At 55.3% G+C, this 16,727-nt stretch carries 14 protein-coding genes; 10 read left to right on the top strand and 4 right to left on the bottom strand.

Annotated elements, in window-relative coordinates:
• The first annotated feature begins 8 nt into the window (after positions 1 to 8).
• The 5 genes from phoR (at position 9) to proY (ending at position 6,933) form a co-directional block, all read left to right on the top strand.
• Positions 9 to 1,331, top strand: a complete 1,323-nt coding sequence (gene phoR / locus FAZ14_RS04700; protein ID WP_038903649.1) for a phosphate regulon sensor histidine kinase PhoR — start codon at positions 9 to 11, stop codon at positions 1,329 to 1,331.
• A gap of 97 nt (positions 1,332 to 1,428) precedes the next feature.
• Entirely contained in the window at positions 1,429 to 2,403 is a 975-nt protein-coding gene (locus FAZ14_RS04695) for a PstS family phosphate ABC transporter substrate-binding protein (RefSeq protein ID WP_016941751.1), read from the top strand.
• Positions 2,404 to 2,650: 247 nt separating this feature from the next.
• A complete protein-coding gene (locus tag FAZ14_RS04690; protein WP_029456384.1) occupies positions 2,651 to 3,766 on the top strand; it encodes a cobalamin-independent methionine synthase II family protein in 1,116 nt (371 codons plus the stop codon).
• Positions 3,767 to 4,165: 399 nt separating this feature from the next.
• Positions 4,166 to 5,485 carry a branched-chain amino acid transport system II carrier protein gene (gene brnQ / locus FAZ14_RS04685; RefSeq protein ID WP_016941753.1) on the top strand — a complete coding sequence of 440 codons (1,320 nt, stop codon included), beginning with the start codon at positions 4,166 to 4,168 and terminating at the stop codon, positions 5,483 to 5,485.
• Positions 5,486 to 5,583: 98 nt separating this feature from the next.
• The gene (proY, locus tag FAZ14_RS04680; RefSeq protein ID WP_033581413.1) at positions 5,584 to 6,933 is read left to right on the top strand and encodes a proline-specific permease ProY; all 1,350 of its coding nucleotides are present in this window, start codon (positions 5,584 to 5,586) and stop codon (positions 6,931 to 6,933) included.
• A 96-nt stretch (positions 6,934 to 7,029) separates the two neighbouring features.
• Here the strand turns inward: proY and FAZ14_RS04675 are convergent, their stop codons facing one another.
• Both FAZ14_RS04675 and FAZ14_RS04670 read right to left on the bottom strand, forming a co-directional pair.
• Positions 7,030 to 8,085 carry a zinc-binding alcohol dehydrogenase family protein gene (locus FAZ14_RS04675; RefSeq protein ID WP_029456385.1) on the bottom strand — a complete coding sequence of 352 codons (1,056 nt, stop codon included), beginning with the start codon at positions 8,083 to 8,085 and terminating at the stop codon, positions 7,030 to 7,032.
• 20 nt (positions 8,086 to 8,105) lie between these two features.
• Positions 8,106 to 9,296 carry a serine hydrolase domain-containing protein gene (locus FAZ14_RS04670; protein WP_038926513.1) on the bottom strand — a complete coding sequence of 397 codons (1,191 nt, stop codon included), beginning with the start codon at positions 9,294 to 9,296 and terminating at the stop codon, positions 8,106 to 8,108.
• Between the two features lie 138 nt (positions 9,297 to 9,434).
• Here FAZ14_RS04670 and FAZ14_RS04665 point away from each other — a divergent pair, with 138 nt between their 5' ends.
• Positions 9,435 to 10,346 carry a LysR family transcriptional regulator gene (locus tag FAZ14_RS04665; protein WP_153508110.1) on the top strand — a complete coding sequence of 304 codons (912 nt, stop codon included), beginning with the start codon at positions 9,435 to 9,437 and terminating at the stop codon, positions 10,344 to 10,346.
• A 220-nt stretch (positions 10,347 to 10,566) separates the two neighbouring features.
• Here FAZ14_RS04665 and FAZ14_RS04660 read toward each other — a convergent pair whose 3' ends face one another.
• Both FAZ14_RS04660 and FAZ14_RS04655 read right to left on the bottom strand, forming a co-directional pair.
• Complete coding sequence (locus tag FAZ14_RS04660) at positions 10,567 to 11,169, bottom strand: peroxiredoxin C (RefSeq protein ID WP_016941758.1); 603 nt, start codon at positions 11,167 to 11,169, stop codon at positions 10,567 to 10,569.
• A 188-nt stretch (positions 11,170 to 11,357) separates the two neighbouring features.
• Positions 11,358 to 11,963: an ACP phosphodiesterase gene (locus tag FAZ14_RS04655; protein WP_016941759.1), complete on the bottom strand. Its 606-nt coding sequence runs from the start codon at positions 11,961 to 11,963 to the stop codon at positions 11,358 to 11,360.
• 162 nt (positions 11,964 to 12,125) lie between these two features.
• Between FAZ14_RS04655 and queA the strand changes: the two genes are divergently transcribed.
• The 4 genes from queA to secD all read left to right on the top strand — a co-directional run bounded on the left by queA (position 12,126) and on the right by secD (position 16,722).
• Positions 12,126 to 13,193 (top strand): tRNA preQ1(34) S-adenosylmethionine ribosyltransferase-isomerase QueA, encoded by a 1,068-nt coding sequence (queA, locus tag FAZ14_RS04650; RefSeq protein ID WP_016941760.1) that lies wholly within the window; start codon positions 12,126 to 12,128, stop codon positions 13,191 to 13,193.
• A gap of 87 nt (positions 13,194 to 13,280) precedes the next feature.
• Positions 13,281 to 14,444, top strand: a complete 1,164-nt coding sequence (tgt, locus tag FAZ14_RS04645; protein WP_016941761.1) for a tRNA guanosine(34) transglycosylase Tgt — start codon at positions 13,281 to 13,283, stop codon at positions 14,442 to 14,444.
• A 66-nt stretch (positions 14,445 to 14,510) separates the two neighbouring features.
• The gene (gene yajC, locus FAZ14_RS04640) at positions 14,511 to 14,846 is read left to right on the top strand and encodes a preprotein translocase subunit YajC (protein WP_012770768.1); all 336 of its coding nucleotides are present in this window, start codon (positions 14,511 to 14,513) and stop codon (positions 14,844 to 14,846) included.
• A 28-nt stretch (positions 14,847 to 14,874) separates the two neighbouring features.
• Positions 14,875 to 16,722 (top strand): protein translocase subunit SecD, encoded by a 1,848-nt coding sequence (gene secD, locus FAZ14_RS04635; RefSeq protein WP_016941762.1) that lies wholly within the window; start codon positions 14,875 to 14,877, stop codon positions 16,720 to 16,722.
• Positions 16,723 to 16,727 lie beyond the last annotated feature (5 nt).

Here is a 16,727-nt window from a genome sequence, read left to right as displayed (position 1 = left end):
AATCTGACGTGCTAGAACGTTTGTCCTGGAAAAAGCTGGCGCTGGAGCTGGCTTTTTTTTGTTTGCCCGGCTTATTGCTGGGGCTGATAATCGGTTATCTGCCCTGGTTTTTACTGGCGTCGGTGCTGGCGGCGCTGTGCTGGAACTTCTATAACCAACTGCGCTTGTCCTACTGGTTGTGGGTTGACCGCAGTATGACCCCGCCGCCCGGCCGCTGGAGCTGGGAGCCGTTATTCTACGGTTTATACCAAATGCAGTTGCGTAATCGCCGTCGGCGGCGCGAGCTGGCGTTGCTGATCAAACGTTTCCGCAGTGGGGCGGAATCGCTGCCAGATGCGGTGGTCATCACCACCGAAGAGGGCGTCATCATTTGGTGTAACCGGCTGGCGCAGCACCTGCTGAGTTTTCGCTGGCCGGAAGATAATGGACAGAATATCCTCAACTTGTTGCGCTACCCCGAATTTACCCAGTATATGCAACAGCAAGATTTCAGCCGCCCGCTGACGCTGACGCTGAAAAATGCGCATCATGTCGAATTCCGGGTGATGCCGTATTCAGAAGGGCAGTTGCTGATGGTGGCGCGTGATGTCACCCAAATGCACCAACTCGAAGGGGCGCGGCGTAACTTTTTCGCCAACGTCAGCCATGAGCTGCGCACGCCGTTGACGGTGTTGCAAGGCTATCTGGAAATGATGAACGACGAATCGCTGGATGGTGCTTTGCAGGCGAAGGCGTTGCACACCATGCAGGAACAAACCCGCCGGATGGATGGGCTGGTGCGGCAACTGTTGACACTGTCGCGTATTGAAGCGGCCGCGGCTATCGATCTTAGCGAGAAGGTGGATATTCCGCTGATGTTGCGGGTGCTCAAACGCGAAGCGGATACCTTGAGTCAGGGGCGTCATGAGATTGTGTTTCGCGTCAATGAACAGTTACAGGTGTTCGGCAATGAGGAACAGTTGCGTAGCGCGGTGTCGAATTTGGTATATAACGCGGTGAACCACACGCCGCAAGGCACGCGTATTGAGGTGTGCTGGCAGCAAACGCCGCAGGGCGCGCAGTTCCAGGTTAGCGATAACGGTCCGGGCATTGCCGCAGAACATCTTCCCCGTCTGACGGAACGTTTTTATCGTGTCGACAAAGCCCGTTCGCGCCAGACTGGCGGCAGTGGACTGGGGCTGGCTATCGTCAAACATGCACTCAGTCATCATGACTCTCGTCTGGAGATCCTCAGCGAAGAAGGCGCGGGATCCCGCTTCATGTTTACATTGCCAAATCGGCTGATTGTCCGCTCGGTATTAAATCAGAATGCCGCGAATCCGCTGCGCTAAGCCATGCGGCGGGGCTTGATTGTCCCCGCCGCAGTGCCGAGAATAGTGCGTTCTTGTCTTTCACTTCTTTCACTTTTCACTCCGATGGAAAGCGCACATGAGACCCATCTATTACCTGTTTGCTTTGCTGTTGTGCCTGTCTGGTCAGCTTGCTGCTGCGCCACAGGCGATGCTGGCGGGTAACCTTTCCAGTGCGGGTTCCGACACACTGGCGAATCTGATGACGTTCTGGGCGGCGGATTTCAGCCAGCATCATCCCGGTGTTAATCTTCAGGTTCAGGCGGCGGGGTCATCCTCAGCGCCAACGGCACTGGCAGCAGGGGCGGCGCAACTGGGGCCGATGAGTCGGCCAATGAAAAGTAGCGAAATCGAAGCGTTCGAGCAGCATTATGGCTATGCGCCAACGGCCGTGCCGGTCGCACTGGATGCACTGGTGGTGTTGGTCAATCAGGATAACCCGTTAACCGGACTAACGGTGCGTCAACTGGACGCCATTTTCTCCATAACCCGCCGCTGTGGCGCGGGGAAAACGGTGCAGCGCTGGCAGGAGTTGGGGCTAAGCGGCGTTTGGCAACAGCGCTCGCTACTGCGTTATGGCCGTAATTCTGCGTCTGGCACGTATGGCTTTTTCAAGCAACAAGCGTTGTGCGGTGGCGACTTTTTGCCGCAGGTCAATGAGCTTCCTGGCTCAGCTTCAGTCGTGCAGGCGGTGGCAGCATCGGTGAATGCCATCGGTTACGCCAGTATTGGTTTTCGCGCCAGTGGGGTGCGGGTGATGGCACTGGCTGCCAGCGACAAAGACGACTATGTGTTACCGACCGCCGACACTATCCGTAGCGGACGTTATCCTTACACCCGCTATCTCTATATCTACGTGAATAAAGCGCCGGGCCGGCCGCTGGAACCACTGACAGCCGCATTTTTGGACCGGGTGCTGTCAGTGTCAGGGCAGGCGCTGGTCAGCCAGGACGGCTATCTGCCCTTGCCAGAACAGGTACGTGAGCAAACCAGACAAGCACTCGGTCTTGATGACCTGACGTCTTCCTCAACGAGTGTTTCTGCAACAAATTGAAGATGAAAATGAATTTATTTCATGTGTCGTGAAAATTCCTCCATTGTCGTTGAGAAAAATGCATGACAGGATAGTTTTACTTCTAGCCGTCTGGATGGCTGTAAAATTCAGTGGCGAAATTATTTTTATTAAAAACTATTTATATAGAAAACTATTTCTACTGAAAACGCATTCATCTAAAAATCGACTTGTCTGAAACCAAACGCCTGAAGTCGGCCATTTGGGGTCAGACGTGCAGGAGCAAAACATGACACAAGCCCTTCCTCCGTTTCGTGCCGATGTGGTCGGCAGTTTGTTGCGTCCGGCGGCTATCAAGCAGGCACGTTTACAGTTTCAGGCCGGTGAGATCGATGCCGCCGCGTTACGCCATGTCGAAGATCAGGAAATCCAGCGTGCTGTGGAATTGCAGCGTGCCGCGGGTCTGCAATTGGTGACCGATGGCGAATTCCGTCGTGCCTGGTGGCACTTTGACTTTTTCGACAGCCTCAATGGTGTGGAACGTTATGAAGCGGAGCAGGGCATCCAGTTCACTGGTGTACAGACGAAAGCCCGTGGCGTAAAAGTCACCGGCAAAGTGAGCTTTAATCCCCAGCATCCGATGCTGGAGGATTTTCGTTTCCTCCAACGAGTGTCTGGCGATGCTGTCGCTAAAATGACGATCCCCAGCCCGAGCGTGTTGCACTTCCGTGGCGGTCGTAAAGTGATTGATAGCACTGTTTATCCTGATCTGGCCGACTACTTCGACGACCTGGCGCTGACCTGGCGTGATGCCATCCGTGCCTTCTATGATGCAGGTTGCCGTTATCTGCAACTGGACGATACGGTGTGGGCTTATCTGTGCTCTGAAGACCAGCGACGCCAGATCCGTGAGCGTGGCGATGACCCGGATTATCTGTGCCGTACCTATGCGCAAGTGCTTAATAAAGCGCTGGAAGGCAAACCGGCCGATTTAGTGGTGGGCCTGCATGTCTGCCGTGGTAATTTCCGCTCCACCTGGATTTCCGAAGGGGGCTATGAACCTGTGGCGGAAACACTGTTCGGGACAGTGAATGTGGATGCCTTTTTCCTCGAATACGATACCGAACGGGCGGGTGGATTTGAGCCGCTGCGCTTCATCAAGCCAGGTCATCAGAAAGTGGTGTTGGGGCTTATCACCACCAAAAATGGGCAATTGGAAAACGCCGATGAAGTACAAAAGCGCATTACTGAAGCAACACGTTATGTAGCGCTGGACCAACTGTGCCTGAGTCCGCAGTGTGGCTTTGCTTCTACCGAAGAGGGCAATACGTTGTCGGAAGAGCAGCAATGGGAAAAACTCAAACTGGTCGTGAATATCGCTAACCACGTTTGTCATTGCTGTTAGTCTGTGCGCTGTGCTTTTTTATAACGCCGATATACCCTATCGGCGTTTTTTATTACCATAAGTTTTTAATATGGTTGCTTGTTGCTCTTTGATGGAAATTTGAGCTTATCTTTCGCGCTGAAAACTGTTTTCATGCACAAATCATGTATAGTCTGTGGGTGAAAATATAAATTCTAATGCTGACTTTATATTGAAGATCAGATTAATGTTCTGGTTTACCGATCACGTATTGCCTTTTATTGCTATAAACGTTTTACTTAGCCCCCATTAACGCTGTGCAATAAAACCTCACATCATAATCCTGCACATCGCTTGGCTGTCTCGCTACTTGCGTGCGCCGCTTTACGCGCCCGGCTTGTGCCGGCAACACCATTTTTACAGGCAACAACAACATACATTATGAGTCATCGTTTAACTTCCAAAGATATCGTGGCATTGGGCTTCATGACCTTTGCCTTGTTCGTCGGTGCCGGGAATATCATTTTTCCGCCGATGGTGGGTCAACAGGCTGGCGAGCACGTGTGGGTAGCCGCACTCGGCTTTCTGATTACCGCTGTCGGCTTGCCAGTGTTGACGGTGATAGCACTGGCGCGTGTGGGCGGTGGTATTGATACGCTCAGTAGCCCGATCGGCAAGAAAGCGGGCGTACTGTTGGCGACGGTTTGCTATCTGGCTGTGGGGCCGCTGTTTGCTACGCCGCGTACCGCGACGGTCTCGTTCGAGGTCGGTATTGCGCCGCTGGTGGGTGAGGGGGCGACGCCTCTGCTGGTTTATAGCCTGATCTACTTTGCCATCGTGATCGCGATTTCGCTCTATCCCGGTCGTCTGTTAGACACCGTTGGCCACATTCTGGCTCCGGTGAAGATTATCGCGTTGACTGTACTGGGGATTGCGGCGTTGGTATGGCCGGCAGGTACGCCAGCGCCGACTGCGGAAGCCTACCAACAGGTACCATTCTCCACCGGTTTCGTAAATGGTTATTTGACCATGGATACGCTGGGGGCGCTGGTGTTCGGTATCGTCATCGTCAATGCGGCTCGTTCTCGTGGCGTGAGTGATGCTGGGTTGTTAACCCGTTACACCATTTTGGCCGGGCTGATTGCGGGGCTGGGATTAACGCTGGTTTATCTGAGTTTGTTCCACCTCGGCTCCTTCAGTGGCTCGCTGGTGCCGAACGCGCAAAACGGCGCTGAAATCCTGCATGCGTATGTACAGTACACCTTCGGTAATATGGGCAGCAGTTTCCTGGCGTTGCTGATCTTCATTGCTTGTATGGTCACTGCGGTGGGGCTGACTTGCGCCTGTGCTGAATTCTTCGCGCAGTACCTGCCATTGTCTTACCGTGCACTGGTGTTTGTGCTGGGATTGTTCTCGATGGTGGTGTCCAATCTCGGGTTGAGCCACCTGATTCAACTGTCTGTGCCTGTGTTGACCGCTATTTATCCGCCGTGCATCGTGCTGGTGCTGTTGAGTTTTACCCGTCGTTGGTGGAATAACAGCACGCATGTTATTGCTCCGGTGATGCTGGTCAGTCTGGTCTTTGGTCTGCTGGACGGTATCAAGTCATCAGCTTTTCAGTCATTACTGCCCGGCTGGACACAGAGCCTGCCGATGAGCGAGCAGGGGCTGGCCTGGTTGCCGCCATCCTTACTCGTTCTGCTGGTGGTCGGGATTTATGACCGTATCACTGGTCGTCAGGAACTCACTGCACATTCCTGAATGAAGTGGGATGGATGCTTTTCACCACAGGCGTTTGCCTGTGGTTTTTTCGTTTGTAAAGACAGGGTTGCTCATTTATGGAACAACAATCCAAACCTATGGAACAACAATCCAGACTCAAGCGTGGCTTAAGTACGCGGCATATTCGTTTTATCGCGCTGGGCTCCGCCATTGGTACCGGGCTATTTTACGGTTCAGCCAGCGCTATTCAGATGGCTGGCCCCAGCGTGCTGCTGGCGTATCTGATTGGCGGCGTGTTCGCTTATATCATTATGCGGGCACTGGGGGAGATGTCCGTCAACAATCCGCAAGCCAGTTCCTTTTCCCGTTATGCCCGCGACTACCTCGGCCCGTTGGCTGGCTATATCACCGGGTGGACCTACTGCTTTGAGATGCTGATCGTCGCGATTGCCGATGTGACCGCTTTCGGCATTTACATGGGGGTTTGGTTTCCGGAGGTGCCGCACTGGATTTGGGTATTAAGCGTGGTGCTGATTATCGGTGCCATAAACCTGATGAATGTGAAAGTGTTTGGCGAACTGGAGTTCTGGTTTTCGTTTTTCAAGGTCGCGACCATTGTTGTCATGATCGTGGCCGGGATTGGCATCATCGTTTGGGGGATTGGCAACGGCGGCGAGCCTACCGGTATTCATAATTTGTGGAGCAATGGCGGTTTCTTCAGTAATGGAGTAATAGGGATGATCCTGTCATTGCAGATGGTGATGTTTGCCTATGGTGGTGTCGAGATCATCGGGATCACCGCAGGTGAGGCCAAAGAACCGCACAAGTCCATTCCGCGCGCCATCAATTCTGTACCCTGGCGTATTCTGGTGTTCTACGTCGGCACCCTGTTCGTGATTATGTCGATTTACCCGTGGAATCAGGTGGGCACCAACGGTAGTCCGTTTGTACTGACCTTCCAGCACATGGGGATCACGGCGGCAGCCGGTATCCTGAATTTCGTGGTGATTACCGCCTCGCTGTCTGCCATCAACAGTGATGTGTTTGGCGTGGGGCGTATGCTGCACGGCATGGCGGAGCAAGGCCATGCACCACAGGTGTTCGCCCGATTGTCCCGTCGTGGAACCCCTTGGGTAACGGTGGTGGTGATGGTGATGGCGTTGCTGGTGGCGGTGTACCTCAACTACATCATGCCGGAGAAAGTGTTTTTGGTGATTGCCTCGCTGGCCACCTTTGCCACCGTATGGGTATGGATCATGATCCTGTGCTCACAGATTGCGTTTCGCCGCAGACTGAACCGCGAGCAGGTGAACGCGCTGGCGTTTCCTCTGCCGGGCGGTGCGGCGACCGCAGTGGTTGGCGTGGTGTTCCTGGTCTTTATCATCGGCCTGATTGGTTACTTTCCGGATACCCGCATTGCGTTGTACGCGGGGATGGCATGGATCCTGCTGCTACTGGCAAGCTACGCCCTTCGCCGTCGGCGCTGAGTGATAATCGTATTATCGTCGTTTACTTGCTGACCTGATACGACGGAGCCGCAAGCAGCAGCATGATTTACGGCGGGCGGTGTTGTGCAACGGCACTCATGCCAGGTTCTCTTTGGCGCCTTGCCGTTGCACATCCTGTGCGGAACGGGCTACCACCACTTTGCCGGTGATGCCTCCATGCTCCACCAGTCGATGTGCCTCGCGCAGCCGTGCTGCGTCTAGCGGATGCAGCACGCGGCAGGCAGTCGAACGCAGCACGCCTGCATCCACCAGCGCGGCGACGTCGTCGAGGATGCGGTGCTGCGCGATCATGTCCGGCGTACCGAACAACGGGCGTGTGAACACCATTTCCCAGTGTAGCGACACGCTCTTGGCCTTGAATGGCACTGCGTCCAGTGTCTCGTGATCAGTAATAATGCCCAGTTGCCCTTGTGGCGCGATTAAATCTGCCAGTTCGGTCCAGTGCTCGGCTGTGTTCGACAGAGCCGCCACATGCGTGACAGGCGTTACCGGCAGTGCGCGGATCTGTGCTGGTAACGGCTGCCGATGGTCAATGACGTGGTGGGCACCCAGGGCGAGGCACCAGTCGCGGCTTTCTTCGCGCGAGGCTGTGGCGATTACCGTCAGGCCAGTTAGCCGTCTGGCAAGCTGGATCAGCATGGAGCCGACCCCGCCAGCGCCGCCCAGCACCAGAAGGCTGCCGGCATTGGCCGGTTTACCCGGTGGCACGCCAAGGCGGTCGAACAGCAGTTGCCAGGCGGTTAGCGAGGTTAGCGGCAGAGCCGCTGCTTCGGCGAAACCCAGAGTTTCGGGCATGTGGCCGACGATACGCTCGTCTACCAGTTGAAACTGGGCATTGCTACCACTGCGATCGAAGGAACCAGCGTAGTAGACGGCCTCACCCGGCCGGAACAGTGTGACTGCTTCACCAACGGCTTCGACGATCCCCGCAGCATCCCAGCCCAGCGAGCGGACGCTGTCGGGGGCAGCCACTAAACCAGCCCGTATTTTGGTATCAACCGGATTGACCGAAACGGCACGGACCGCCACAAGCAGGTCGTGCGGTCCCGGTTTCGGGCGCTCGGTGTCGATGTCGGTCAGGCTGTCTGGATCGGTTAGGATGGTACCGCGGCGAAACGCAACGGCGGCCATGTGTGCAGGTATCGTTTTCATCAGCGCACCTCCAGCGCGCCATACACGGCATCGCGTAGCTCGGTGATGAAGCGGCCGCACATGCCTTCGTACAACGTGTTGGTGAAGGCCACGACGCACAGACCCTGCGCCCGGTCCATGAACCACGAGTGTCCGTAGGCACCGCCCCAGCGCCAGGTGCCTTCGGATTCTGGTGACGCCGCCAGACCGCGATCACGCAGTACCGAGAAACCCAGACCGAAACCGAAACCAGGGGCATCGGGCAATTCTAGTCCGCCGGTCTGGTCACGTCCCATTTCCTCGACCAGTTCAACGGGTAGCAGTGTGCCGCCGCCTTGTCGCAGGATTTCCAGCAAACGTAGAAAGTCACCCGCCGTACCGGCCATACCGGCACCCCCCGATGGGAAGGCCTGAGCGTCGAAGATGCGGGCCGGACTATAGGTAATACCAACGGCTCCTTCGAAGGCGGAGACGGTTTCGCCCTCGGCGAGCCGGTGCGGCTTCGGCGCATCGTTGACATAGGGGGTTGCCACGCGCAGCGCATCACAGGCAACGAAGCCCGTGTCGGTCATACCCAGTGGGCCAGTGACCAGTTCCCTTACCGCTTTGTCCAGTGGTGTACCGTATATACGCTCGATCAGTGCGCCCAACACATCGGTTGCCAGTGAATAACCCCAACCTGTCCCCGGCTCGTACAGCAGCGGTACGCTGCTGAGGCGTCGCAGGTTCTCCTCCAGGCTAATACCGGAAGCATCCATGCCATCCGAGACGCCAGCCCGCGCATAGGGGCCGTCTGCGTCGGCTTCAAAAAACCGATAACCCAGCCCCGCGGTATGGCTAAGCAGTTGTCGCGCGGTGATACGCGCCGGTTGGCCATTGACCAATGCAGGACGAAACGTCGGCAACCAACGTTCAATACTCGTATCCAAATCGAGCTGACCTTGTGCCACCAGCGCCAGGGCTGCGGTAGAGACGATGGGTTTGCTGACAGACGCCAGTCGAAAGACCGTCTCCAGCGTCATTGCCCGTGCGCTTTCATCGTCGGCTAAACCAGCGGCTTGCTGGTGGATCAGCTCGCCGTCGCGAGCTACCAGAATAACGGCACCGACCAGGCGCCGGTCGTCCAGCGCTTGCTGCACGGCGGTCTCGATACGTGCTGACAGGTGTGCGTGTGGAACACCCCGGCGCAGCGGGAATGACTGATTTGTCATGACAAATACCTCGATTCAATGGGTAACGCACCGACGATAGAAAATTTTTGATTAAAGAAAAAGTAGTCTACAGTTCCGTAATGTGCGGAACTTTATGTCCGTAATTGTGAGAGGAGTAACTGTGAGAGGAATAGTATAGTGGATAGCCTAAATGGCTTCGTGGTGTTTGTGCAGGTTGCCGAGACGCGCAGCTTCGTCGTCGCCGGTCGGCTGCTGGGGATCTCAGCCTCGGCTGTCGGCAAGAGTGTGGCGCGGCTGGAAGAGAAGTTGGGAGTGCGTCTGTTCCACCGCAGCACACGCAGCATCACGTTGACCGCTGAGGGCTCGCTATTTCTTGAGCGCAGCCGACGCATTCTGGCCGAGATTGAGGCGGCTGAACTGGAGTTGTCGCAAGCGACTGCCGCACCGCGCGGACGCCTGCGGGTGAGCCTGCCGCTGGTCAGTTCGCTGGTGCTACCGGTACTTGGCGAGTTCATGCGTGAGTACCCCGAGATAGAACTCGATCTGGATTTTACCGACCGGATGGTCGATGTGATCGAGGAAGGTTTCGATGCCGTGGTGCGTACCGGTGAACCGGCGGATTCGCGTCTGTCGGCACGCCGTCTGGGCACCTTTGAAATGCAGTTGGTGGCCTCGCCGGACTATCTGGCTCGCCGTGGTACCCCCATGCAGCCCGCCGATCTGCGTCAGCACTCCTGCCTGCACTATCGATGGCCCAACAGTGGCAAGCTGGAGAATTGGGCGCTGCGGCAAACACCCGGTGAGCCAGAATGGCAACTGCCCACCTCGATGATCTGTAACAATATTGAGACACGCGTGTGTTTTGCATTACAGGGACTGGGGATCGCCTATCTGCCGGACTTCGCCATCCGAGAACCATTGGCTGATGGACGGCTCAAGCCGATCCTGGCCGAGTATGTGCAGCACAGTGGGGTTTTTCATGTGCTGTGGCCCACGAGCAAGCACCCCTCTCCAAAGGTTCGGGCGTTGGTCGATTTCCTGTGCTGTCGGATATTCCCTGCCGTGAAGAGTAAGACACCCCGACCCTGAGATAAGCGCAGCCGATAACGAGGCGTGTCCCATGCCGCTTCATGAGAATGCCGGATCACGTTTCAGAGAGCGTCTGCGTAGGATGAACCTGCCTAATTTATTGATAAAAAGGCTGTGTCTGGTCTTGGTATCGTTCAGCGACGCGCCGGGCTGGAGTCATGGTTAAATAAAAAAGCCAGCGGCGAGACCGCTGGCTGATGCCTGAATAGCAGAGAGCTGATTACAGGTTGTTGGCGTTTTCTTTCAGGTATTTCGCTACGCCGTCCGGGGAGGCGCCCATACCGGCTTTACCTTTTTCCCACTGAGCCGGGCACACTTCGCCGTGCTCTTCATGGAACTGCAGCGCGTCGACCATACGCAGCATTTCATCGATGTTACGACCCAGCGGCAGATCGTTCACGACCTGATGACGCACGATGCCGTTTTTGTCGATCAGGAAAGAACCGCGCAGCGCCACACCCGCTTCCGGATGTTCGATACCGTAGGCTTTCTGGATTTCGCGTTTAACGTCCGCGACCATCGCGTATTTCACTTCGCCGATACCGCCGTTGTCGACCGGGGTTTTACGCCAGGCGTTGTGTACGAATTCAGAGTCAAAAGACACACCAACCACTTCAACGCCACGTTTCTTAAACTCTTCGTAGCGGTGATCGAAGGCGATCAGCTCAGACGGACATACGAAAGTGAAGTCCATCGGCCAAAAGAAGATCACAGCCGCTTTACCGTTGATGTGTTTCTTCAGATTGAAATTCTCAACGATTTCCCCGCTTCCCAGTACGGCGGCGGCAGTGAAGTCAGGGGCAGGACGAGTTACCAGGACCATAATTACTCCTGTAAATAGCTGTTAATGATAGGTGAATGTAGTAAACGCCGTAAGTATAGGTACGGCCTGTCAGTGAATAAAGCGAAAGCGACCAATCAATAAGATAGCTTTTGCCTATCGGATCAATTGATAATCCTTTTCACTGACGAGGGAACAGCCTGGCGCGCTGTCCCTCCTTTTAGCCTGTGTTACTGTGCGACGTTAGCCGGGCCATCCAGCTGACCTGTTTTTGCCAGATGCATCATACGAGGATAGAACTGCCAGAATAATGTTTCAAATTGATGGTAGCCACGCTCAATATCGATAAATGAGCCTGAAAGCGCTGCCAGCTTCGGTCTTCGCACTGACATACGGTGCAGCACCTCGGCAATAAACGGCAGCCCGGCATAGCGTTCCAGCCAGCGTTCCGACCACAAGTAATGATTCAGGTTACGAAAGCGCTCCGGGGTGTCGGGCAGGTGGGGGACGATTTGCTGTTCTGCCTCGCTGACGAAGTGCGTCAGAGGTGTAGCCGGTTCTATCATCGACCAGTGGCGCGCCAGAAAATGATCCCACAGCACATCGAGCGCGATGGGCGCGACCCGGCGATAGTCCGCGCTGAAATGGCGGCAGGCCGTACGCACCTCCGGCAAACTGTCGGTCAGTACATCAACACGCCGGTGCAGGCGAATACCGGCGACCATGTCGGGTGGGTAAAGCGCGTCGGGGTTACCACGTACAAAGTCTGCCATCAGGTTTCCGGTCAGCGAGCTTTGCGCCAGCGTGGCGAGATGCAGATGTGCAAGAAAATTCATAGCGTCGACGCGCACTCCCAGGGGACATAACGAATAAGGTTGGTGCGCCAAGTATAGAGGAAGGTGGGGGGATGTCCCGCTTATTTCTTGCAGCCGGTCCCGACGGGCTCTAGACTAAGCCGCTTCGTTTGTTCCACTGTGCCGAAATGTAAGTGAATAGTCATGCGTGTTGCCGATTTTTCGTTTGAATTGCCTGAATCCCTGATTGCCCGCTATCCGCAGGCACAACGCAGCGGTTGCCGACTGTTATCGCTGGATGGCCCTACAGGCGCGGTCGCGCACGGCGTTTTTACCGATCTGCTCGATAAACTCCAGCCTGGTGACCTGTTGGTGTTTAACAACACCCGGGTGATTCCAGCGCGCCTGTTTGGTCGTAAGGCCAGCGGCGGTAAGCTGGAGGTGCTGGTAGAACGCATGCTGGATGATAAGCGTGTGCTGGCGCATGTCCGTGCTTCCAAGGCACCTAAGCCCGGTACCGCGTTGTTGCTCGGCGAAGACGAGAGCGTGAAAGCGACGATGCTGGCGCGCCATGATGCCTTGTTCGAGATTCAGTTCGATGATAAGCGCGATGTGTTGACCATTCTCAATGACATCGGGCACATGCCGCTGCCACCCTATATCGACCGTCCGGATGAAGCCGCAGACCGTGAGCTTTACCAGACTGTCTACAGTCAGCGACCTGGTGCTGTGGCGGCACCCACCGCAGGTCTGCATTTTGATGAGCCGTTGCTGGCTGCTCTGAAAGAAAAAGGTGTGGAAATGGCCTTTGTGACTCTGCATGTCGGTGCTGGTACTTTCCAGCCGGTGCGGGTTGAGTCTATCGAAGACCATGTGATGCACGCTGAGTATGCCGAAGTGCCGCAGACGGTGGTGGATGCGGTGTTGGCCTGTAAAGCGCGTGGCAACCGTGTTATCGCCGTCGGTACGACCTCGGTGCGTTCGTTGGAAAGTGCGGCTCAAGCCAGTGCAAAAGCCGTAATCGCGCCGTTTTTCGGCGATACCCGCATCTTTATCTACCCCGGCTATCACTATCAGGTGGTGGATGCGCTGGTCACCAATTTCCACTTGCCGGAATCGACGTTGATTATGCTGGTGTCGGCGTTTGCCGGTTACCGCCATACGATGGAGGCTTACCATCAGGCGGTGGCTGAGCAATACCGCTTTTTCAGTTACGGTGATGCCATGTTCATCACCCGTAACCCGTCGGCGGAACAGGAGCAGGTGGGATAATCCGCCGCCGATCTTTTCATACCGCAGGCCAGGTTCTGTGGGTATATCAATGATGCCATCAGACTGTTTTCTGATGCTGGAGGTTAAGTGAAGTACGAACTGTTGCAAACGGACGGCCGCGCGCGCCGTGGTCGTCTGGTTTTTGAACGTGGTGTGGTGGAAACCCCGGCATTTATGCCCGTCGGTACCTATGGCACCGTCAAAGGGATGACGCCGGAAGAAGTTAAAGAGACCGGCGCCCAGATAATCTTAGGTAACACCTTCCACCTGTGGTTACGCCCGGGGCAGGAAATCATGAAGCGGCACGGCGATCTGCATGATTTTATGCAGTGGCATGGCCCGATCCTGACCGATTCCGGTGGTTTTCAGGTCTTTAGTCTCGGCGATATCCGCAAGATAACCGAAGAAGGGGTGCATTTCCGCAACCCGATCAATGGTGACGCCATTTTCCTGAGCCCGGAAAAATCCATGGAAATTCAGTACGATCTCGGTTCCGATATCGTGATGATTTTCGACGAGTGTACGCCTTACCCCGCAGACTGGGACTATGCCAAGCGGTCGATGGAGATGTCGTTGCGTTGGGCGAAGCGCAGTCGTCAGCGTTTTGACGAATTAAGCAACAAAAACGCGCTGTTCGGCATCGTTCAGGGCAGTGTTTACGAAGATTTACGTGATGTGTCGGTAAAAGGGCTGGTGGACATCGGTTTTGATGGTTACGCTGTGGGCGGCCTCGCGGTCGGCGAGCCGAAGGCCGATATGCACCGTATTCTGGAGCATGTCTGTCCGCAGTTGCCGACGGATAAACCCCGTTACCTGATGGGGGTAGGCAAACCGGAAGATTTGGTGGAAGGGGTTCGCCGCGGTATCGACATGTTTGACTGCGTAATGCCGACGCGTAACGCCCGTAACGGCCATCTGTTCGTGACGGACGGCGTGGTCAAAATTCGCAATGCCAAACATAAAGACGACACCGGGCCGCTGGATGAGCACTGTGATTGCTACACGTGTCGCAATTATAGCCGTGCCTACTTGCACCACCTGGACCGTTGTAACGAAATACTCGGCGCGCGCCTCAATACTATCCACAACCTGCGCTATTATCAGCGCCTGATGGCGGGTTTACGTCAGGCTATCGGGGAAGGTAGATTAGAGAGCTTTGTGTCCGAGTTTTACCAGTGCATCGGTAAACCGGTTCCGCCGTTGGCCGATAGCGCGGCGGGAAATGACCATGAAGGTCATGTACCGCAATAAGCACGTTTGCGTGGCATGAACGTTTTATAGATAACTGTTGTTTTGATAACTAAAGAGGACATTTAAATGAGTTTTTTCATTTCCGACGCTGTGGCAGCAACTGCAGGTGCTCCGGCTCAAGGAAGCCCGTACTCTCTGGTGATTATGCTGGCCGTGTTCGGTCTGATTTTTTACTTCATGATCCTGCGCCCTCAGCAAAAACGTGCCAAGGAACACAAAAAGTTGATGGATTCGATCAGTAAAGGCGATGAAGTGCTGACTAACGGCGGCTTGGTTGGGCGTGTGACCAAAGTGGCGGATAACGGATTTATCACCATTGCCCTGAACGATACCAACGAAGTCGTGATCAAGCGCGATTACGTGACGTCCGTACTGCCGAAGGGTACCATGAAGGCCCTGTAATTTTTCGACTTTCCCGAAGGGAACTACCGTGTTAAACCGCTATCCTCTGTGGAAGTACTTGATGCTGATCGTGACGATCGTCGTCGGTCTGCTCTACGCACTTCCTAACCTGTATGGTGAGGATCCGGCAATTCAGGTCACTGGCGCGCGAGGAACCGCCGCCAGTGAATCTACGCTGGTCCAGATCCAGAATGTTTTGCAAGAACAACATATCGCCAGCAAATCTATTGCGCTGGAAAACGGTGCCATTCTCGCGCGCTTCTCTACGCCGGACATCCAGCTTCGTGCTCGTGAAGTACTGGTGAGTGCGTTGGGCGAGAAATACGTGGTTGCCCTAAACCTGGCGCCTGCTACACCTACCTGGCTGAGAATGCTGGGAGCGGAACCGATGAAACTGGGTCTTGACCTGCGTGGCGGTGTGCACTTCCTGATGGAAGTGGATATGGATACTGCGTTAGGCAAGTTGCAGGAGCAGACCATGGATTCCCTGCGCAGCGATCTGCGCGAAAAAGGCATCCAGTATGCGTCTGTTCGTAAAGCAGATAATTATGGCGTGGAAATTCTGTTCCGCGACGGTCAACTGCGTGACAACGCCTTGAACTACCTGACTCCGCGCCATCGCGATCTGGTGTTCAGCAATAGCGGCAGTGACGCGATGCGTGCGGTGATGAGCGATGCGCGTCTGCGCGAAGCCCGCGAATATGCGGTACAGCAGAACATCAACATCCTGCGAAACCGTGTCAACCAGCTCGGTGTGGCCGAACCGTTGGTACAGCGTCAGGGTGCTGACCGTATCGTGGTTGAGCTGCCGGGGATTCAGGACACGGCACGCGCGAAAGAAATTCTTGGGGCGACCGCCACACTGGAATTCCGTCTGGTAAACAGCAATGTTGACCCGGCGGCGTTAGCCAGCGGTCGTGTGCCGGGCGATACCGAAGTCATGAACATGCGTGATGGTGGCCCGATCGCCTTGTACAAACGCGTGATTCTTACCGGCGACCATATTACCGACTCTACCTCCGGTAATGATGAGTACAACCGTCCGCAGGTCAATATTTCTTTGGATAGCGCGGGCGGCAACCTGATGTCCAATTTCACCAAGGACAACATCGGTAAACCGATGGCGACCTTGTTTGTGGAATACAAGGATAGTGGTAAGAAAGACGCCAACGGTCGCGCGATTCTGGAAAAACAGGAAGAGGTGATTAACGTCGCCACTATCCAGTCACGTCTGGGCAATAGCTTCCGTATTACTGGTATCGACAACCCGAACGAAGCACGCCAGTTGTCACTGCTGCTGCGTGCCGGTGCGCTGATTGCGCCGATTCAGATTGTAGAAGAACGTACCATCGGCCCGACGCTGGGGATGCAAAACATCACTCAGGGGCTGGAGGCTTGTCTGGCAGGTCTGGCGGTGTCTATCCTGTTCATGATCTTCTTCTATAAGAAGTTCGGCCTGATTGCGACTTCTGCGCTGTTGTTGAACCTGGTGTTGGTGGTCGGGGTGATGTCGCTGTTGCCAGGGGCCACGCTGACCATGCCAGGCATTGCGGGTATCGTGTTAACCCTTGCGGTGGCGGTGGATGCCAACGTACTGATTAACGAGCGTATCAAAGAAGAACTCAGCAACGGACGCTCTGTGCAGCAGGCGATCGATGAGGGGTACCGGGGGGCATTTAGCTCCATCTTTGATGCCAACGTCACGACGCTGATTAAAGTCATCATCCTGTATGCGGTGGGTACCGGCTCGATTAAAGGCTTTGCTATCACGACCGGTATTGGTGTAGCGACATCCATGTTTACCGCTATCGTTGGAACCCGTGCCATCGTAAACCTGCTGTACGGCGGCAAGCGCATCAAAAAGCTGTCTATCTGAGGAGT

Source organism: Dickeya oryzae (assembly GCF_009372235.1).
In the GTDB taxonomy this organism is placed as follows: Bacteria; Pseudomonadota; Gammaproteobacteria; order Enterobacterales; family Enterobacteriaceae; genus Dickeya; species Dickeya oryzae.
Note: the sequence above shows the minus strand (reverse complement) of the source record. Positions and strands in the feature narration are given on the sequence as shown.

Bases quoted from the DNA above. Each gene is read 5' to 3' on its own strand.
- proY (WP_033581413.1), top strand. From the start codon at position 5,584: ATGGAACAACAATCCAGACTCAAGCGTGGCTTAAGTACGCGGCATATT.
- FAZ14_RS04655 (WP_016941759.1), bottom strand. From the start codon at position 11,963: ATGAATTTTCTTGCACATCTGCATCTCGCCACGCTGGCGCAAAGCTCG.
- queA (WP_016941760.1), top strand. From the start codon at position 12,126: ATGCGTGTTGCCGATTTTTCGTTTGAATTGCCTGAATCCCTGATTGCC.
- FAZ14_RS04695 (WP_016941751.1), top strand. From the start codon at position 1,429: ATGAGACCCATCTATTACCTGTTTGCTTTGCTGTTGTGCCTGTCTGGT.
- brnQ (WP_016941753.1), top strand. From the start codon at position 4,166: ATGAGTCATCGTTTAACTTCCAAAGATATCGTGGCATTGGGCTTCATG.
- yajC (WP_012770768.1), top strand. From the start codon at position 14,511: ATGAGTTTTTTCATTTCCGACGCTGTGGCAGCAACTGCAGGTGCTCCG.
- FAZ14_RS04675 (WP_029456385.1), bottom strand. From the start codon at position 8,085: ATGGCCGCCGTTGCGTTTCGCCGCGGTACCATCCTAACCGATCCAGAC.
- FAZ14_RS04660 (WP_016941758.1), bottom strand. From the start codon at position 11,169: ATGGTCCTGGTAACTCGTCCTGCCCCTGACTTCACTGCCGCCGCCGTA.
- FAZ14_RS04670 (WP_038926513.1), bottom strand. From the start codon at position 9,296: ATGACAAATCAGTCATTCCCGCTGCGCCGGGGTGTTCCACACGCACAC.
- FAZ14_RS04690 (WP_029456384.1), top strand. From the start codon at position 2,651: ATGACACAAGCCCTTCCTCCGTTTCGTGCCGATGTGGTCGGCAGTTTG.